This is a genomic window from Campylobacter sp. RM19072 (assembly GCF_024723485.1).
In the GTDB taxonomy this organism is placed as follows: domain Bacteria; phylum Campylobacterota; class Campylobacteria; order Campylobacterales; family Campylobacteraceae; genus Campylobacter; species Campylobacter porcelli.
Map to the genome: position 1 here is coordinate 1 of NZ_JANQCU010000001.1, position 15,712 is coordinate 15,712.

Below are 15,712 nucleotides of genomic sequence, written 5' to 3' on the forward strand. Positions count from 1 at the left end.
AAAAAAGTTTGGTCGCAAAGACTAGCTTTGCTGACCTGCGAAGTTAAAAATGGTCGGCTTAGCTCTAGCGAAGTAAATATTTAAGCAAGAAGGGTTATTATTAGAATACTAGTTATTTCTTATAATGATTTATAAATATTTATCGTGAAATTTAATATCAAATTCCAGTATAAATATAATCACTCATAACCGGCGTTAAACCAGCATTTTTAATGGCTGTTTTCATCTGATTTACATCTCTATTATCGCTGATTTCAAACTGACCATCGCCTTTATCTTCATCATCTTTGCCGCCGTGTTCGCCGATACCGACACTTACTCCAGCTGATACTTTAGTAATGCCAAGAGCCATAGCATTATCCCTAAAATACGCACTCTCACGACTACTAAGCGTGATATTAGCATATGGTAAAAATAGTCTATAAGCAGCGATTACTTGGAGCAAGGCACGCTCGGTTACATCTTTTGTATTGATTTTGTTATTATTTATAATCGGTCTTAGGCGTGGGACGGAGATAGAGATCTCTGCGTGTGGGTATTTGGATTGGATTAATGAGGCGTGAAGGGCAGTTGCCATAGCATCTTTACGCCAATCATCAATCCCAAGAAGTGCCGCAAATGCCACTCCACGCATACCGCCTATTAATGCTCTTTCTTGAGCGTTAAATCTATATGGAAAGACCCTTTTATTGCCGTAGAGATGAATTTTGCCATATTTTATAGGATTATAGGTCTCTTGGAAAACTGTGACAAAATCCACGCCGTTATCGTGTAAAATTGCGTATTCATCACTATTTAATGGGTAAATTTCAACCCCAACTATATCAAAATACTCTTTGGCTAATCTACAAGCGTTTGCGATATAATTTAGCGGTGTTTTGGTTTGGGATTCGCCAGTTAATATAAGTATCTCTTTTAATCCAGTTTTGGCGATATTTTTTAGCTCTTTAATGATGTCATTCTCATCTAATTGAGCCCTTTTGATATCATTACCCACCTTAAAACCGCAATAAACGCAGTTATTATCGCAGTGATTGGCTATGTATTGTGGGGTAAAAAGGTATATATTTTTACCAAAATATCGCTCTTTTATAGCCTTAGATTTTGCTACCATCTCTTCAAGGAAATTCGCAGCTACAGGGCTTAATAGAGCTTGGAGATCTCTTAAATTTAGATTATCTTTATCTAGGGCTTTTTGGACATCAAAAGCGTTAAATTCATCGAAATTTACATTTTTGTGCGCATTTAAAACTTTTAGCATTATATCGCTATCAATTCGCTCTTGCGATGGTAGATACTCCATTGGGTCTGTTTTTTGTATAAATTTCATCTATTATCCCAAAAATCCAGTCAGTGGCGAGCTAGCTTGAGCGGTATTTAAAACTCTTCCAAATCCGGCTAAATAGGCATCTCTACCGGCTTTGACGGCATTTTTAAACGCTCTTGCCATAGATCTTATATCCTTAGCAGTGGCAATAGCGGTATTTACCATCACAGCAGCACACCCCATCTCCATAGCCTCACACGCTTGACTAGGGCGACCAATCCCCGCATCTACGATTATAGGTAGGTCTATTTCATCTATTAAAATTTGAATCATATCTTTATTGCTTAGACCCTTATTTGACCCAATTGGTGCAGCTAGTGGCATAATGGCAGCCGCTCCGGCATTTGCCATATCACGAGCAACGACAAGATCTGGCATCATATAAGCAAGCGGGATAAATCCATCACTAGCTAAAAGCTCTATGGCTTTTAGTGTTTGATAGTTATCTGGTAGTAGAAATTTGCTATCTTTAATTACTTCTATTTTTATCATATCTCCACACCCAAGCTCTCTGCCTAAACGGGCGATTCTTAGGGCTTCACTAGCGTCCCTTGCACCGCTTGTATTTGGTAGTAGGGTGATATTTTTGGGGATAAATTTAGTTATGCTTATATCGCTATCTTTATTTACTCTACGAATTGCTAGGGTGATGATTTGAGCGTCTGCTTCTTCTATACAAGCGGTAATTAGCTCTGGGTCAAACTTCCCACTACCCATAATAAATCTAGAATCAAATAGCCTTCCACCTAAATTTAACTTATCCATTATCTACTACTCTCTTTATTAAAATATCCAAAATTTGATTTGCTTGTTGCATAGCGCAAATTCCAACTCTAGGTGCCATTAGCCCATTACCTATACTAGCAGCGCTTTTTAGATCTCCGCAAATATAGAGATTTTTTGCCATTTGAATTGTCTTTATCTCATCACTTCTGCCATATCCTGCCATACCGCTTGCTGCTACTATTGTTTTGTTTTTAAGATTATTTATTAGCATGGCTTTGGATTTTGGATTATCGAAGCATTCAGCTACTATATCATAGTTTTGAAATACCAAATTTACATTATTTTCATCTAGCCTTATAGTCTCTATCTCTACGCTAACAAATGGATTAATCTTAGCGATTATATCTGCTAGGGCTGTGGTTTTGTATTTACCAATATCATCAATGAAATATTGTTGGCGATTTAAATTTGATGGATCAATGGTATCAAAATCAACTAATTTTAAAGAGCTTACCCCAACCCTAGCTAAAGCTATAGCCACGCTACTGCCAAGCCCCCCAAGCCCAGCTACTCCTACTTTGGCATTTTGCAATGCTATATTTACCTCAGGGCTATTTCTAGCTGCCATCATCTCTTTTAAACACTCTTTTGATGGGAATTCACCTTTGTTTATAAAGACTACACTATCGCCATCATTTAGCTCTAAATCATCATTAGTAGCAAAGCCTTTATATATGGTTATTACGCTATCATCAAAGCCAAGCTCGGTGCGTAGTTTAGAAAGGGTGTTTGAATTTACATCTTTTATGATTGAATTTACTTTTATCTTTTTCATAAGCGTGATTATAGCCTAAAAAGGCAAAATAGCTATTAAATGCGTATTAAAATTTTGTAAAATTTAAACTAATGATTATAAAAATTTGGCTAAAATTTCAGCCTTATATGGATTTAAGGCTAAAAATATGTTTGATACGATATTTAGAGAGTATGATATACGAGGGATCTATCCAAAAGATTTGAATGAAAAAAGCGTAAAAGCTATTGGTATATGCCTTGGGCGAGTGATGAAAAGTCGCGGGGTAAAGAGCGTAAGCGTTGGATATGATGCTAGGGTTTCGGCTAATGCGTTGTTTGGCCATTTAGTAAGTGGATTTAACGCGGCTAAAATAGAAGTTTATGATATAGGAATGTTGCCTACGCCAGTTGGGTATTTTAGCGTTTTTACAGATAAATTTGATGCTAATGTGATGATTACAGGTAGTCATAATCCAAAAGAGTATAATGGATTTAAGATCACAATTAAAAAAGATAGCTATTTTGGCGATGATTTACAATCTTTAAAAAATGAAGTGAATAAATTTATAGCTAGTGGCGAGGTGGTTGAAGATAATTTTAAGGCTACTAAATTTGATATTTTAAGCTCATATGTGGATTTTTATGCTAAGGAATTTTCCCACCTTAAAGGACTAAAGACAAAGATTATTTGCGATGCTGGAAATGGCGTGGCTGGTATAACTCTAAAGCCGATTGCTAAAGCACTTGGCTTGGAATTTAATCTACTATATCCAGAGCCTAATGGGGAGTTTCCAAATCATCATCCAGATCCAAGCGAAGAGGAGAATATAAAAGAGCTAAAACAGGCTTTAAAAAATGGCTATGATATTGGATTTGGCTTTGATGGGGACGCTGATAGGATCGCAGTTTTAACTCCAAAACGCACTATAAAAGGCGATGAGTTAGCATATTTATATGCTAAAAATATGAAAAATCCTAGAGTCTTAGGCGAGGTCAAATGTAGCCAAAATATGTATGATGAGATAGATAAAATCGGCAAAAGCTTTATGGGAAAAACTGGTCATAGCAATATCAAAAAAGCGATGAAAGAGCTAAATATCGATATGGCAGCTGAGGTTAGCGGACATATATTTTTTAAAGAGAGATTTTTTGGTTTTGATGATGCTGTGTATGCTATGATAAGGGTGCTTGAGCTAATAGCAAATGGATTTGATCTAGATGCTGAGCTAGATAGATTGCCTAAATTATACTCAACTGATGAGATGAAGATAAAAACAGATGATAGTAGTAAATTTAAGATTATAGAGGCTTTAAAAGTTGAGCTAAATAGAGATGGTAATGGACTTCCAAAGATTATTGATATTATAGATATAGATGGAGTTAGGATTAAATTTCAAAATGGCTGGGGACTAGTAAGGGCGTCTAATACAACTCCAGTTATTGTAACTAGATTTGAGGCAAATTCGCTAAAAAATATGCAAGAAATTCAAGATGGCGTGATCGCTTTGGTAAATAAAATTATGGTAGATTGTAATGCGTAAGGCCTTGTGTATCATTAGCGGTGGCATGGATAGTGCGGTGGCGGCTGCTACTGCTAAGAGCGATGGGTATGAGATCGTAGGGTTGCATTTTGATTACTCTCAAAGGACAATGCAAAAAGAGCGTGAGTGCTTTGAGAAAATTTGCGATGATTTGGGGGTTATTGATAGATTTGTGATTAATGCGGATTTTATAGCTGATGTAGGTGGCAATGCTTTAACTGATAGAAGCGTTGAAATACCAAAAAATTCGCTAAATTCTACTGATATGCCAGTTACTTATGTGCCTTTTAGAAATGGAGTATTTTTATCTATCGCAGCTAGCGTGGCTCAAGTGCAAAAATGCGAGGCTATATATATAGGATTAGTTGAAGCTGATGGGAGTGGCTATCCTGATTGCAAGCTTGAGTTTTTAGAAGCTATGAATAAAGCGGTGAATTTAGGCACTAATTGCGAATTTATTTTCAAAGCGCCGCTAATTGGCTTATCAAAAGCACAGATTGTAGCTAAGGCTTATAAATTAGGCGTTGATCTATCTAATACTTGGAGCTGCTATGAGAGTGGAGATTTGGCTTGTGGAGAGTGCGATAGCTGTCTGCTAAGGCTTAAGGGATTTAAAGAGAGTAATTTAAACGACTCTATAGAGTATAAAAAAAATTAAATTTAAGGATTAAAATATGTATCGTTTTGCACCATCGCCAACTGGAGATATGCATATTGGGAATTTAAGAGTTGCGATATTAAACTATATATCTTCACTTCAAGATAAAAGTGGCTTTATACTTCGTATAGAAGATACTGATAAACAAAGAAATATAGATGGTAAAGACAAAGAGATAATGGAGCTTTTAAAGAAATTTGGAATTAAGTGGGATACTCTTTATTATCAAAGTAAAAATCTCAAATTTCATCAAGAATTTGCCTCTAAGCTTTTGATAGATAAGAAAGCTTTTTTATGCTTTTGCGATGATGAGACATTGGATAAAAAAAGACAAGAAGCAGTAGAAAATGGGGTGGCATATAGATATGATGGGAGTTGTGAAAACTTAAGCGATGAAGAGATTTTAAATAATCCACGCCCAGCAGCCATAAGGCTAAAATCGCCTAAAACTACACAAAAATTTGTTGATAAGATTAAAGGCGAGATAGTATTTGAGCCTGAAAATATCGATAGTTTCGTGCTTTTAAGAGCGGATAAGACGCCAACATATAACTTTGCTTGTGCGATTGATGATATGCTTGAGGGTGTAACGATGATTATTAGAGGTGAAGATCATGTAAGCAATACTCCAAAGCAAAATTTGATTAGAGAAGCATTAGGATATACTCAAGAGATAAGCTACGCCCACTTGCCTATAATATTAAATAGTGAAGGCAAAAAGATGAGTAAAAGGGATAATAGCTCTTCTGTTAATTACCTTTTAAAGAAGGGTTATATGCCTGAGGCGATAGCAAATTATCTTATATTAATAGGTAATAAAACTCCATGTGAAATTTTCACTTTAGAGCAAGCAGCTAGTTGGTTTGATATAACTAATATTTCACACTCGCCAGCTAAATTTAGCGAAGAGAAACTAGCTCAAATAAATAGAGAACATATCAAACTTGCTAGTGATGATAGGCTAGTTGAGCTTGGATTTAGCTCGCCTGATTTGGCTAGATTTTATACTCAAGAAAGTAGCCTAATCCCTGAAATAATGGCTAAAATTGACGCTATGAATTTAGCAAAGATAATCCCACCGCAGTGGCAAAAAGAGGCAGATGAGATACGCAAAGTTATATTAAATATGCAAATTCCAAATAGCTTTGATGAGTTTAAAATTGTTATCTCTGATGAGACAAATTTAAAAGGCAAATCGCTATTTATGCCTCTTAGGCTACTTTTAACAGGCGCTCAGCACGGTCCTGAGCTTAAAGATCTATACCCATTAATCAAATCAGATATTAAGGAGATTGTAGCCAAATGAATGTTTTAACATATTTTATTATCTCTGTAGTTGATATTTTAGATATAGTTATTAAGGCCTATATGTTTGTCATTATCGCAGCAGCCCTTATAAGCTGGGTTAGACCTGATCCTTTTAATCCAATTGTCCAGCTACTATATCGCCTTAGCGCTCCAGCTTATGGGCTTATTAGAAAGCTTAAAATTCCAACGGCTTTTGGTGGAATCGATATAGCACCAATTATTATCTTGCTTAGTTTGGAGTTTATAAGTAGATTTGTATTAGGATATATTCGTGTTGTTGCTTATCAAATTTAGTCTATTTTTACTCTTTTTGGCTATGCCACTTTGGGCTGGAGTGCCAAGCTATGAGAAGTTAAAATCCTCTCCAAAAGGATTAGCAAAAGACTATTATATATATAGATTTGCTAAAGAGAGTAAGGCTAGTAAGGCTGAGCTAAAAAAGCTTAGAACGCAAATTTACCGCTATCAAGGTAGCATTAAGACACTATTTGATAATAAATTAGGTGCTATACAAAAAAGTATAAATAACTGCTCTAAATATAATCTATCAAATATCGATAAAGCCGATGAAATGTGCCAAAATATGCTCCTTAGTATTAATTTTGTCAAATCCCTAAATCCTACACAAAGAGCTGATTTATTTGAAAGATTAAAGATGGCAAATTCGAAATTTTTAAATTTCGTCCAAGGATTTAGCAAGGATGACCCACTAGCATACTATATTAAGATTGGTGATACTACTGGATATTTTAAATACTATTTTAACGCCAAGGATAAAGATGAATTTCTAAATAGATATAAATTGAGCCAAAAATTAATCGCAAATAGCATAAATCATTGGCAGTTTAAATCAATAGTTCAAGAATCTATAATTGGCAAGAAAAATGAAAAATTTAGAAGAGTATTACTAGAGGCTAATCCAAATTCTCTTAGTGGGGATATGGCGTTTTTGTTTGGATTAAATGCTATATTACTTTATGAAGATGAGAAGGCGGTTAAATTTTTTGAAGTGGCAGCTAAGAGATCAAAATTTGCTAGTAATAAAGATAATGCTAATTTTTGGATATATTTAATCACAAAAGATAAGGAGCTATTAAAAAGCATAGCAAATAGTGCTGATATAAATATTTATAGCCTTTTTGCTAGGGAATTTAGTAGCGATGAAAAGATCAAAATCGCAGTGCCAAAACCATCCACTAAAGAGCTATTAAAATATGATTACACAGATCCATTTACATGGCAAAGGACTAGAGAAAAAGTGGCAAATATGCCTAGCTCAGAGCTGATCTCATATGCTTCAAGATTTTATACTCAAAGCACCCTTGGAGAGTATAGCTATATAATGGAGCGAGCACATAATCATAAAATTCACTTCTATCCAATGCCATTTATGGAGTATATCGGCACTGATGATGTAAAGCGTCAAGCGTTGATTTTGGCTCTTGCTAGGCAAGAGAGTAGATTTGTCCCTAGTGCTATATCTACCTCATATGCACTTGGTATGATGCAGTTTATGCCATTTTTGGCTATAGACATTGCAGCTAAGCTTGGTATGAGCGGATTTGATATAGATGATATGTTTAAGCCGCAAATTGCCTATAAATTTGCTAATTTCCACTTAGATTACCTAGAGAAATATCTATACAATCCGCTATTTATAGCATATGCTTATAATGGCGGGATTGGCTTTACTAAGCGTATGTTGCTTCGTGGAGATCTATTTAATCGCAAGGGTGAGTATAGCAAATATGAGCCGTTTTTATCTATGGATTTAGTCCCATATGCTGAGAGTAGAATATATGGCAAGAAGGTCTTAGCAAACTATATAATCTACCTAGCAGCCTTAGGTAAAAGCACTAAAATATCGCACTTTTTTGACGCTACTTTGATTCCAGAGTTAAGCGATGGATTTAGGGATAAGCTAAGCTTTTAAACTTGCCTTATTTGGTATTCCAATAAAGCGATCTAGCTATTTTTTGAAATTTGAGCCTAGCTGTAGAGTTGTCATCTAGGGATATTTCTAGATTTAAAATATCTATATTTTGAGATGGGGTTGTGATTTTATAGTGATTGCTCCAAGGTAAATTTATAGATGTTAGATTAGTTAGGTTATCATCTGCGTTTAATTTTTGGAATTTTGAATTTACCGCATTGATATTTATATAATTTGGCGATATATTGGTTGGGTAGATAGAGAGGATAAACACCTCACTCCCTTCAAAATCACTTACAAACTCGCCTTGATATATAGGATTTAGGTATGTAACTACTAGCAAAATTCCATCTTTATCATACTTTTGCGTGTAGGCTAAAAGCTCATTTTTAAGATTTGCTTGTGAGTGTAAAGAGCTCTTGCCCCAGCACCCAGCAAAAACTAAAGCTATAAAAATTAGAGATAAATTTTTAATCATATTTTGCCTTTTTATTAAATTATACCATTTATATTTTTAATCTTTAAATTGTATTATATATATTTTACTAAAATATATTTTGAATTTATCTAAAAATTTACTTTTAAAAATCAATAATAATTTAAGTTGAATTTAGATATATTTTTTATCTAAAATATTTATGTCTTAAAAATATAATAATATGGAGAAAAATATGGAAAATTTATATGATGTAGTAGTCATCGGTGGTGGGCCATTTGGTATAGCTTCAGTAGTTGAGGCTAAAAGAGCAGGATTTGCTAATGTTTTATTACTAGAAAAAGGGGATAACCACTCTCAAACAATTCGCAAATTCTACAAAGATGGCAAACGGGTAGATAAGGTCTATAAAGGTCTTGATAGTGAGACAAAGGGTAGTGTGGAGTTCTTTGATGGGACTAAGGAGAGCACGCTAAACTATTTTGATAAACTCTTAGATGAAGGTGAGATTGAAGCTATATTTAACGCTGAGGTTGAAGGGGTTAAAAGAGATGGTGAAAATTTGGCAGTTACTACGGCAAAAGGCGTATTTAAGGCTAAAAATGTGATGATAGGTATAGGTAGAATGGGTAAGCCAAATAAGCCAGATTATAAAATTCCACCATCACTAATCCAAGTTGTAAATTATAATCTAAATAGCTGTAATTGCGGCGAAAAGATTATCGTAGTAGGTGGGGGAAACTCAGCAGCTGAGTATGCTGTGGATTTAAGCGGCTGTAATGATGTAACTCTAAATTATAGACGCCCGACTTTTACAAGATTAAACGATATAAATTTAGCCGCAGTAGAAGATAGTGCTAGAGATGGCAAATTGACCTTAAAATTAGGCGTAGATATTACTGGAATAGAAAATGATAATGGTAAGGTGTCAGTAAGCTATAGTGATGGAAGTGTCGTGGTTTATGATAGGATTATATATGCAATTGGTGGCTCAACTCCGGTTGATTTCTTACAAAAATGCGGCATAGAGTTAGATAACGATACCAAACCAGTTGTAGATGAGAATTTACAAACAAATGTCAAAGGACTGTATGTAGGTGGCGATATAGCTAGTAAAAATGGTGCTAGTATCGTCTCAGCACTAAATAATGCGCATAAAATTATCAATTATATAGTAAATAATAAGGCGTAGTAGTGAGTAAAATTTGGTATTTTCTAGTTGGTGCGTTGCTGGTTGGATGTGGTGATGAAAGGGCAATTAGCTTTAGTGATTTAAACTCTAGCGAGCAAGATAAATATATTTTAAAATCTAAATATGAGGCACTTTCTGATTATTTTTCGTGGTTGGAGCTTCGTGATTTTAATATTCAAAGTGATATGCTAGAGATACCAAATGATATAGATACCCTTAAAAAGAATTTAGAAGTCGCCATAACGGATAATAGAGTCTTGCTTAGTGATAATGCTCAGTTAGTTAGGCAAAATTTGGAATTAGCCAAAGAGATAGAGAGCCAAAAAATAGCTATATCAAATGCCAATGAGAGCTCTAAAAATGCCTATAATGAGGCGATTAAGTCATCTCAAGCTCAGCACTATGATAATATAGCTGAGCTAACAAAGAGAATTAATGAGCTTGAAGTTGATAGTGTTGAGAGCATTAAGAGATATGAGCAAAAGATAGTAGATTTAGAAAACAATATCGATAAGCTAAAATTGGAGTTAGAAAAAACCAAAACTATAGCTGATGAGAGGGTTAAAAATAGTGCTAATAAAGCTACTCAAGAGAGTATAAATCTACAAAATATCAATAAAAAATTAAGCGATGAATTAAATGCTTTAAAGGCTCAAAACTCTAAATTTAATGCTGAATTTAGTAGTAATTTAAATGCTAAAGATAAGGAGATAGAGAGCTTAAAATCTCAAATAAATAGTAAAAATGATGAGCTAAGCAAATTAATGCACTCTCAAACCTTAGCATTAATAGAGTTGCAAAACAAGAGTGCTAAGAATGTAGATGAGCTAAAATCAGAGATTGATAGACAAAGAAATGAGTATTTTGCCGAAATAAATAGCAAAAATGATCAGATAAAAAAGCTAAATTTAACTATTCAAAATTTAAATAATCAAAGAGATAAAGAGATAAAAAATATCGAAAATCAGATATTAAACAACTATAAAAAGAGTCAAGAAAATAGGGATAAACAGCTTAAAGATAGGTATGAAAACAGCCTAAAAGAGCAAAATATGACTATAGCTGGGCTTAATGCTAAATTAATAAATCAAGAGATAAATTATAAAAAAGAGTTAAAAAATAGAGAAAAAGAGTATAAAGACTCTATTTTGGATTTAAGAAAAATGGTTGAATTTAGTGCTATTGACGCAAATAAAAGTATGCAAAAAATCAGCAATCTACAAAGAGATGGGGCTATTAAAGATAAAGAGATAAAGGAGTTAAAAGATCAAATTTTAACTCTAAAAAGCGATATGAATAATAGCAAAAAGTTGGCAAATTATGAGCTATTAAATTCCAAAATCACAGAATTAGAAGTTCAAAATAGCCAGTTAAATTCCAAAATATTTGCCATAATCCAAAGTGCCAAAGAGGGCTTAGAATCAACTAAACAAACATACATAAAAGAGTTAGAAAACCAAAAAAAATATTATGAAGAGATGATAAAAAATATCAAAACCCAAGAGATAAATAGAGATAGCAATGGATCAGCTTGAGCTTTATCAGCTTAAAGATGGGTATAGATATAATAGCGATACTCTATTTTTATATGATTTTATAGGTAATAAACTAAAGGGCGAGATCTTAGATGTTGGTTGTGGATGTGGTATCTTAGGGTTTTTGGTTGCTCGTGATAATAAAATAAGCTTAAGTGGGATTGATATTGAGCCTTTAAATATTGAGATTAGTAGGCATAACTCTAGGATAAATGGTATTAAAGCAAATTTTATAGTTGGCGATTTTGCCGAGTTTAGAAGTGAGGTTAAATTTGATTTTATCATATCTAATCCCCCATTTTATCACGCAAATGTGATTAAGAGTCAAAATAGCCATATAGCAAGATCTAGATACTCAAATTCTCTTAACTTGGAGCAATTTTTGGCTAGTTGTAATCGCAATTTAAAGCCAAAAGGGGTTTTATATTTTTGTTATGATGCTAAGCAGATTAGAGAGATTTTTGCTCTATTTGATAAATTTAAGATGAATGCTACTAAGCTTAAATTTATCCATTCTAAGCATAATCAAAGTGCCAAATTAGTGCTAATTGAGAGTAAAAAAAGTAGCCGCTCTATGTGCGAGGTGGTGCCACCTTTGGTTGTTTTTGATAAAGATGAGTTTAGCATAGGGGCAAAAGAGATTTTTAAAAAAGCAAATACTATAAGCAAGGTTTATGAGTGATAAAGCAAGATGGGTTTGATTATGAGTTTAATCCTAGCAAGTGCGATGAGTGTGGTGGCAGGTGCTGTACTGGAGAGAGTGGATATATATGGATTGATGAGGGCGAGATAGATGAGCTTGGTAGATATTTAGGGTATAAATCAGAGCTGGTTAAAGAGATATTTTTAGAGAAATTTGGCAATAGATATAGCATTAAAGAAAAGCCATACCAAAATGGCTTTGCTTGTATGTTTTTTGATGAAAAAAACAAAAATTGCTCCATATATGAGTATCGGCCAAAGCAGTGTAGGAGCTTCCCATTTTGGGAGCATTTTAAGAGTAATTTTAAAGAGCTGGAGATGGAATGTATTGGCGTAAAGCGATTGTAGCTTTAGCATTTGTATTGTATGGTTGTGGCGGTATAGAGCCAAATTTTGGTCCTATTTATCAAGCTAAGCCAAATGGTGATTTGGATATAATGAATGCTTATTTTATGATAGAAAATGGCGATACAAGCAAAGCTAGTGAGATATTTTATACTCTTTATAAAAATAGCGGTAATGAGCTATTTTTAAAAGAAGCAGCTAGATTGGCTTTGAGTGCTAGATCAAATTTATTATATCAGATAATGGGTGAATTAAATGGAAATGACGCTCAAACTTTAAGGCTAAAGATTAGCTATGCTATATTAATTTATGAGCTAGATGAGGCTAAAAAATTAGCTTTAAAGCTCATAAAAATGGATAAAAGTAGCCAAAATTATATATTATTAGCCAATATATATGCTTTTGAAGATGATATAAATAAATCAATTGAGTTATACAAAAAAGCTTATGAAATCGATAAAAGCGAAGATAATATGATACGAGTTATCACTATTTTTAATGATTTTTTAGGCGATAGCAAGAGTGCTATAAGGATAGCTGATGATTGGGTTAGGCAAAATGGCTGTTCTAGTAGGGCTTGTTATATTTTATTAGATTTATACTCAAATTCATCTGATTTTGATAATATTGTGCGAATATATGAGAAGTTGTATTTAGAAAATGAATCTACTCAATATTTAGTAAATGCCCTTGAAGTGCATCTTTATCAAGGGGATTATCAAGGGGCTAAGAGATTGCTTAAAAAGTATGAATTTAACGATGATTTGCTATCTCAAATTTACGCTCAACTTGGTGAGTATAATGAGGCTTATGAGGTTGCTAAAAGGCTATTTGAGCTTACAAATAGTGTTGAATATAAAGCCAAAATGGCAATATATAAGTATGAATTAAGCAAAACAAAAGAGCTAAAGCTTATAATTAATCTCTTTGAAGAGTCCGTTTATAAGCTTGAAAATCCCGTGTATTATAACTATTATGGCTACTTGCTAATAGATCATAATATTGATGTGAAAAAGGGATTAGAGCTAGTTTTAAAGGCTCATTTTCTTGATTTTAAATCTGCTTATATTATAGACTCTGTGGCGTGGGGGTATTATAAGCTTGGGAATTGCGATATGGCTATGGAGTGGATAGAGAAAATCGGCGCTAAAGATTTAGAGCAAGGGGAGTTTAAAATTCATTATGATAAGATTAAAAAGTGTATAAAAGGCAAAAGATGATATTAAAGCAAATTATAGATAAAACCAAATTTGAGCTTCAAAACCAAAAACAAAAGCTCCCTTTTGATATTTTACAAAGAGCCATAAGTTACTCACGCACTCCGCTAGATCCATTTAAAATGCTTAAAGATGGGATAAATATCATAGCTGAGGTTAAAAAGGCAAGCCCTAGCAAAGGGGTTATAAGAGATGATTTTGATCCGTTAAAAATAGCCTTAGAGTATGAAAGAGCCGGAGCGTGGGCGATAAGCGTTTTAACTGAGCCATACTATTTTTTAGGAAGTATTGAGTATTTGGGATTGGTGCGTAGATTTGTGAATTTACCTTTGCTTAGAAAAGATTTTATCATAGATAAATATCAGATCGCTCAAGCTAGAATTTATGGTGCTGATATGATTTTATTAATCGCTAAGGCTTTGGATATAAAGAGTTTAAAAGAGCTATCAGATTATGCTAATGAGCTAAATTTAACAGTATTGATGGAGATTCATGACGAAGAAGATTTAGAAAAAGCTCTACAAACTAATGCTAAGCTAATAGGGATAAATCATAGAAATTTAGAGACATTTAAGATGGATATGGAGCTTAGCTTAAGGCTAAAAGAGCAGATTAAAGATGATAGGATTGTGGTGGCTGAGAGTGGATTATACTCATATGAGCAAATTTTAAATTTAAATCAAAATGGCATTAAAGGCTTTTTAATTGGTGAGCATTTTATGCGTCAAGATGATATTTATCAAGCTGTAATGGATATAAGGGGCGCTAGATGAGAGATGAATTTGCCCCTTGGAGGGCGCAGTATTTTGCCCGTCCAAAAGATAGCCAGTGCGTATTTTGCAAGATTGCTAGTGAGAATAGAGATAGTGAGAATTTTGTGCTATTTAGGGCTAAAAACTGTTTTGGTGTGATGAATAGATACCCATATACTTTGGGTGAGTTTATGGTAATTCCTTATAAGCATATAGATAATATCGAGAGCTTAGATACTCAAATTTGGCTAGAGATGAGCCAAATAGTCCAAATCGGCGTAGCGGTTTTAAAAAGAGTTTTAAATGCTAGTGGCGTTAATATCGGTATGAATTTAGGAGCAGCCGCTGGTGCTGGTATAGCTGAGCATATACATTATCATCTTGTGCCAAGGTGGGAGAGGGATACAAATTTCATAACAACCATAGGATATACTAGAGTTCATGGCGTTCCATTTATGGAGCAATTTGAGAGTTTAAGAGATGAATTTAAAAGGCTAAGTAGTGAAAATTCTATTTTCTCCAAGTGAGAGTAAAAAGCCAACCCCAAATCCACTTGATCTTGCTTCATTATCGATAAATTGCGATAGAGATGAGATTTTAAAGAGTTATTATGATATATTAAATAGTGGTGATGAGACTACTTTAAGCAAGATATTTGGGGTAAAAAGCAGCAAAGATATTGCTAATATAGTAGATCTATCTAGTAAAAAACTCTATCACAAAGCTATACAAATGTATGATGGCGTGGCATATGATGCTTTGGATTATCTAAATTTAGATGAAAAATCAGCTAAATATATAGATGAGAATTTATTGATATTTTCTAATTTATATGGTGTTTTAAGAGCTGGGGATTATGCTAGGTTTTATAAGCTAAAGCAAGGTCAGATGGTTGCTAATATAGATAGCATAAAATATTATAAAGGTCGCCTTGATAGGGCTTTAGATGAGTTTTTAGATGGTGATGATATAGTGGATCTTAGGGCTGGATATTATGATAAATTTTACACTATTAAATCTCCATATATGACTATGAAATTTCTAAAAAGTGGTAGAGTTGTTAGCCATTTTGCTAAGTATTATAGGGGGCTTGTTTTGCGTCATTTGGCACTAAATGGGGCTGGTAGCTTTAATGATTTGATGCAGATTAAATTCCCAAATCTAAGCTTAGTTAGCATTATAAAAACTAAATTAAAAAGTGAATTAATCTTTGAAATTAATAGCGATTAGATCAAAATTATTCAA

17 protein-coding genes are annotated in these 15,712 nt (G+C 33.7%); 13 read left to right on the plus strand and 4 right to left on the minus strand.

Going from position 1 to position 15,712, the window contains the following annotated elements; genetic code table 11:
- Positions 1–157 precede the first annotated feature (157 nt).
- From thiH to thiF, 3 genes are read right to left on the minus strand one after another with little or no spacing between them, the layout of a single operon-like run.
- Complete coding sequence (gene thiH / locus CSUIS19072_RS00005) at positions 158–1,330, minus strand: 2-iminoacetate synthase ThiH (protein ID WP_086292806.1); 1,173 nt, start codon at positions 1,328–1,330, stop codon at positions 158–160.
- Positions 1,331–1,333: 3 nt separating this feature from the next.
- Positions 1,334–2,092: a thiazole synthase gene (locus CSUIS19072_RS00010; RefSeq protein ID WP_086292804.1), complete on the minus strand. Its 759-nt coding sequence runs from the start codon at positions 2,090–2,092 to the stop codon at positions 1,334–1,336.
- Complete coding sequence (thiF, locus tag CSUIS19072_RS00015; protein ID WP_086242042.1) at positions 2,085–2,888, minus strand: sulfur carrier protein ThiS adenylyltransferase ThiF; 804 nt, start codon at positions 2,886–2,888, stop codon at positions 2,085–2,087. The genes CSUIS19072_RS00010 and thiF overlap by 8 nt, the downstream gene beginning before the upstream one ends.
- 127 nt (positions 2,889–3,015) lie before the next feature.
- Here thiF and CSUIS19072_RS00020 point away from each other — a divergent pair, with 127 nt between their 5' ends.
- The 5 genes from CSUIS19072_RS00020 to CSUIS19072_RS00040 are packed head-to-tail and all read left to right on the plus strand — an operon-like array spanning position 3,016 to position 8,288.
- Positions 3,016–4,389 carry a phosphomannomutase/phosphoglucomutase gene (locus CSUIS19072_RS00020; RefSeq protein WP_086242043.1) on the plus strand — a complete coding sequence of 458 codons (1,374 nt, stop codon included), beginning with the start codon at positions 3,016–3,018 and terminating at the stop codon, positions 4,387–4,389.
- Positions 4,382–5,047: a 7-cyano-7-deazaguanine synthase QueC gene (gene queC / locus CSUIS19072_RS00025; protein WP_086292802.1), complete on the plus strand. Its 666-nt coding sequence runs from the start codon at positions 4,382–4,384 to the stop codon at positions 5,045–5,047. Before CSUIS19072_RS00020 ends, queC begins: the two co-directional genes overlap by 8 nt.
- A gap of 16 nt (positions 5,048–5,063) precedes the next feature.
- Complete coding sequence (gene gltX / locus CSUIS19072_RS00030; protein WP_086242044.1) at positions 5,064–6,353, plus strand: glutamate--tRNA ligase; 1,290 nt, start codon at positions 5,064–5,066, stop codon at positions 6,351–6,353.
- Complete coding sequence (locus CSUIS19072_RS00035; protein WP_086236528.1) at positions 6,350–6,649, plus strand: YggT family protein; 300 nt, start codon at positions 6,350–6,352, stop codon at positions 6,647–6,649. The genes gltX and CSUIS19072_RS00035 overlap by 4 nt, the downstream gene beginning before the upstream one ends.
- The gene (locus tag CSUIS19072_RS00040; RefSeq protein WP_180380995.1) at positions 6,627–8,288 is read left to right on the plus strand and encodes a lytic transglycosylase domain-containing protein; all 1,662 of its coding nucleotides are present in this window, start codon (positions 6,627–6,629) and stop codon (positions 8,286–8,288) included. The genes CSUIS19072_RS00035 and CSUIS19072_RS00040 overlap by 23 nt, the downstream gene beginning before the upstream one ends.
- 7 nt (positions 8,289–8,295) lie before the next feature.
- Here CSUIS19072_RS00040 and CSUIS19072_RS00045 read toward each other — a convergent pair whose 3' ends face one another.
- Entirely contained in the window at positions 8,296–8,766 is a 471-nt protein-coding gene (locus tag CSUIS19072_RS00045) for a hypothetical protein (protein WP_086242045.1), read from the minus strand.
- Between the two features lie 193 nt (positions 8,767–8,959).
- Between CSUIS19072_RS00045 and CSUIS19072_RS00050 the strand changes: the two genes are divergently transcribed.
- From CSUIS19072_RS00050 to CSUIS19072_RS00085, 8 genes are read left to right on the plus strand one after another with little or no spacing between them, the layout of a single operon-like run.
- Positions 8,960–9,916 (plus strand): NAD(P)-binding domain-containing protein, encoded by a 957-nt coding sequence (locus CSUIS19072_RS00050; protein ID WP_086242046.1) that lies wholly within the window; start codon positions 8,960–8,962, stop codon positions 9,914–9,916.
- A gap of 2 nt (positions 9,917–9,918) precedes the next feature.
- The gene (locus CSUIS19072_RS00055; RefSeq protein WP_086242047.1) at positions 9,919–11,451 is read left to right on the plus strand and encodes a hypothetical protein; all 1,533 of its coding nucleotides are present in this window, start codon (positions 9,919–9,921) and stop codon (positions 11,449–11,451) included.
- Entirely contained in the window at positions 11,438–12,133 is a 696-nt protein-coding gene (locus CSUIS19072_RS00060; RefSeq protein ID WP_086236532.1) for a tRNA1(Val) (adenine(37)-N6)-methyltransferase, read from the plus strand. Before CSUIS19072_RS00055 ends, CSUIS19072_RS00060 begins: the two co-directional genes overlap by 14 nt.
- Positions 12,133–12,501 (plus strand): YkgJ family cysteine cluster protein, encoded by a 369-nt coding sequence (locus CSUIS19072_RS00065; RefSeq protein ID WP_086236934.1) that lies wholly within the window; start codon positions 12,133–12,135, stop codon positions 12,499–12,501. Before CSUIS19072_RS00060 ends, CSUIS19072_RS00065 begins: the two co-directional genes overlap by 1 nt.
- Positions 12,477–13,718 carry a tetratricopeptide repeat protein gene (locus CSUIS19072_RS00070; protein WP_086236533.1) on the plus strand — a complete coding sequence of 414 codons (1,242 nt, stop codon included), beginning with the start codon at positions 12,477–12,479 and terminating at the stop codon, positions 13,716–13,718. Before CSUIS19072_RS00065 ends, CSUIS19072_RS00070 begins: the two co-directional genes overlap by 25 nt.
- Positions 13,715–14,488 carry an indole-3-glycerol phosphate synthase TrpC gene (gene trpC / locus CSUIS19072_RS00075; RefSeq protein WP_086236534.1) on the plus strand — a complete coding sequence of 258 codons (774 nt, stop codon included), beginning with the start codon at positions 13,715–13,717 and terminating at the stop codon, positions 14,486–14,488. Before CSUIS19072_RS00070 ends, trpC begins: the two co-directional genes overlap by 4 nt.
- The gene (locus CSUIS19072_RS00080) at positions 14,485–14,994 is read left to right on the plus strand and encodes an HIT family protein (RefSeq protein ID WP_086236535.1); all 510 of its coding nucleotides are present in this window, start codon (positions 14,485–14,487) and stop codon (positions 14,992–14,994) included. Before trpC ends, CSUIS19072_RS00080 begins: the two co-directional genes overlap by 4 nt.
- Entirely contained in the window at positions 14,969–15,697 is a 729-nt protein-coding gene (locus CSUIS19072_RS00085; RefSeq protein ID WP_086236536.1) for a YaaA family protein, read from the plus strand. Before CSUIS19072_RS00080 ends, CSUIS19072_RS00085 begins: the two co-directional genes overlap by 26 nt.
- Positions 15,698–15,712: the final 15 nt, after the last annotated feature.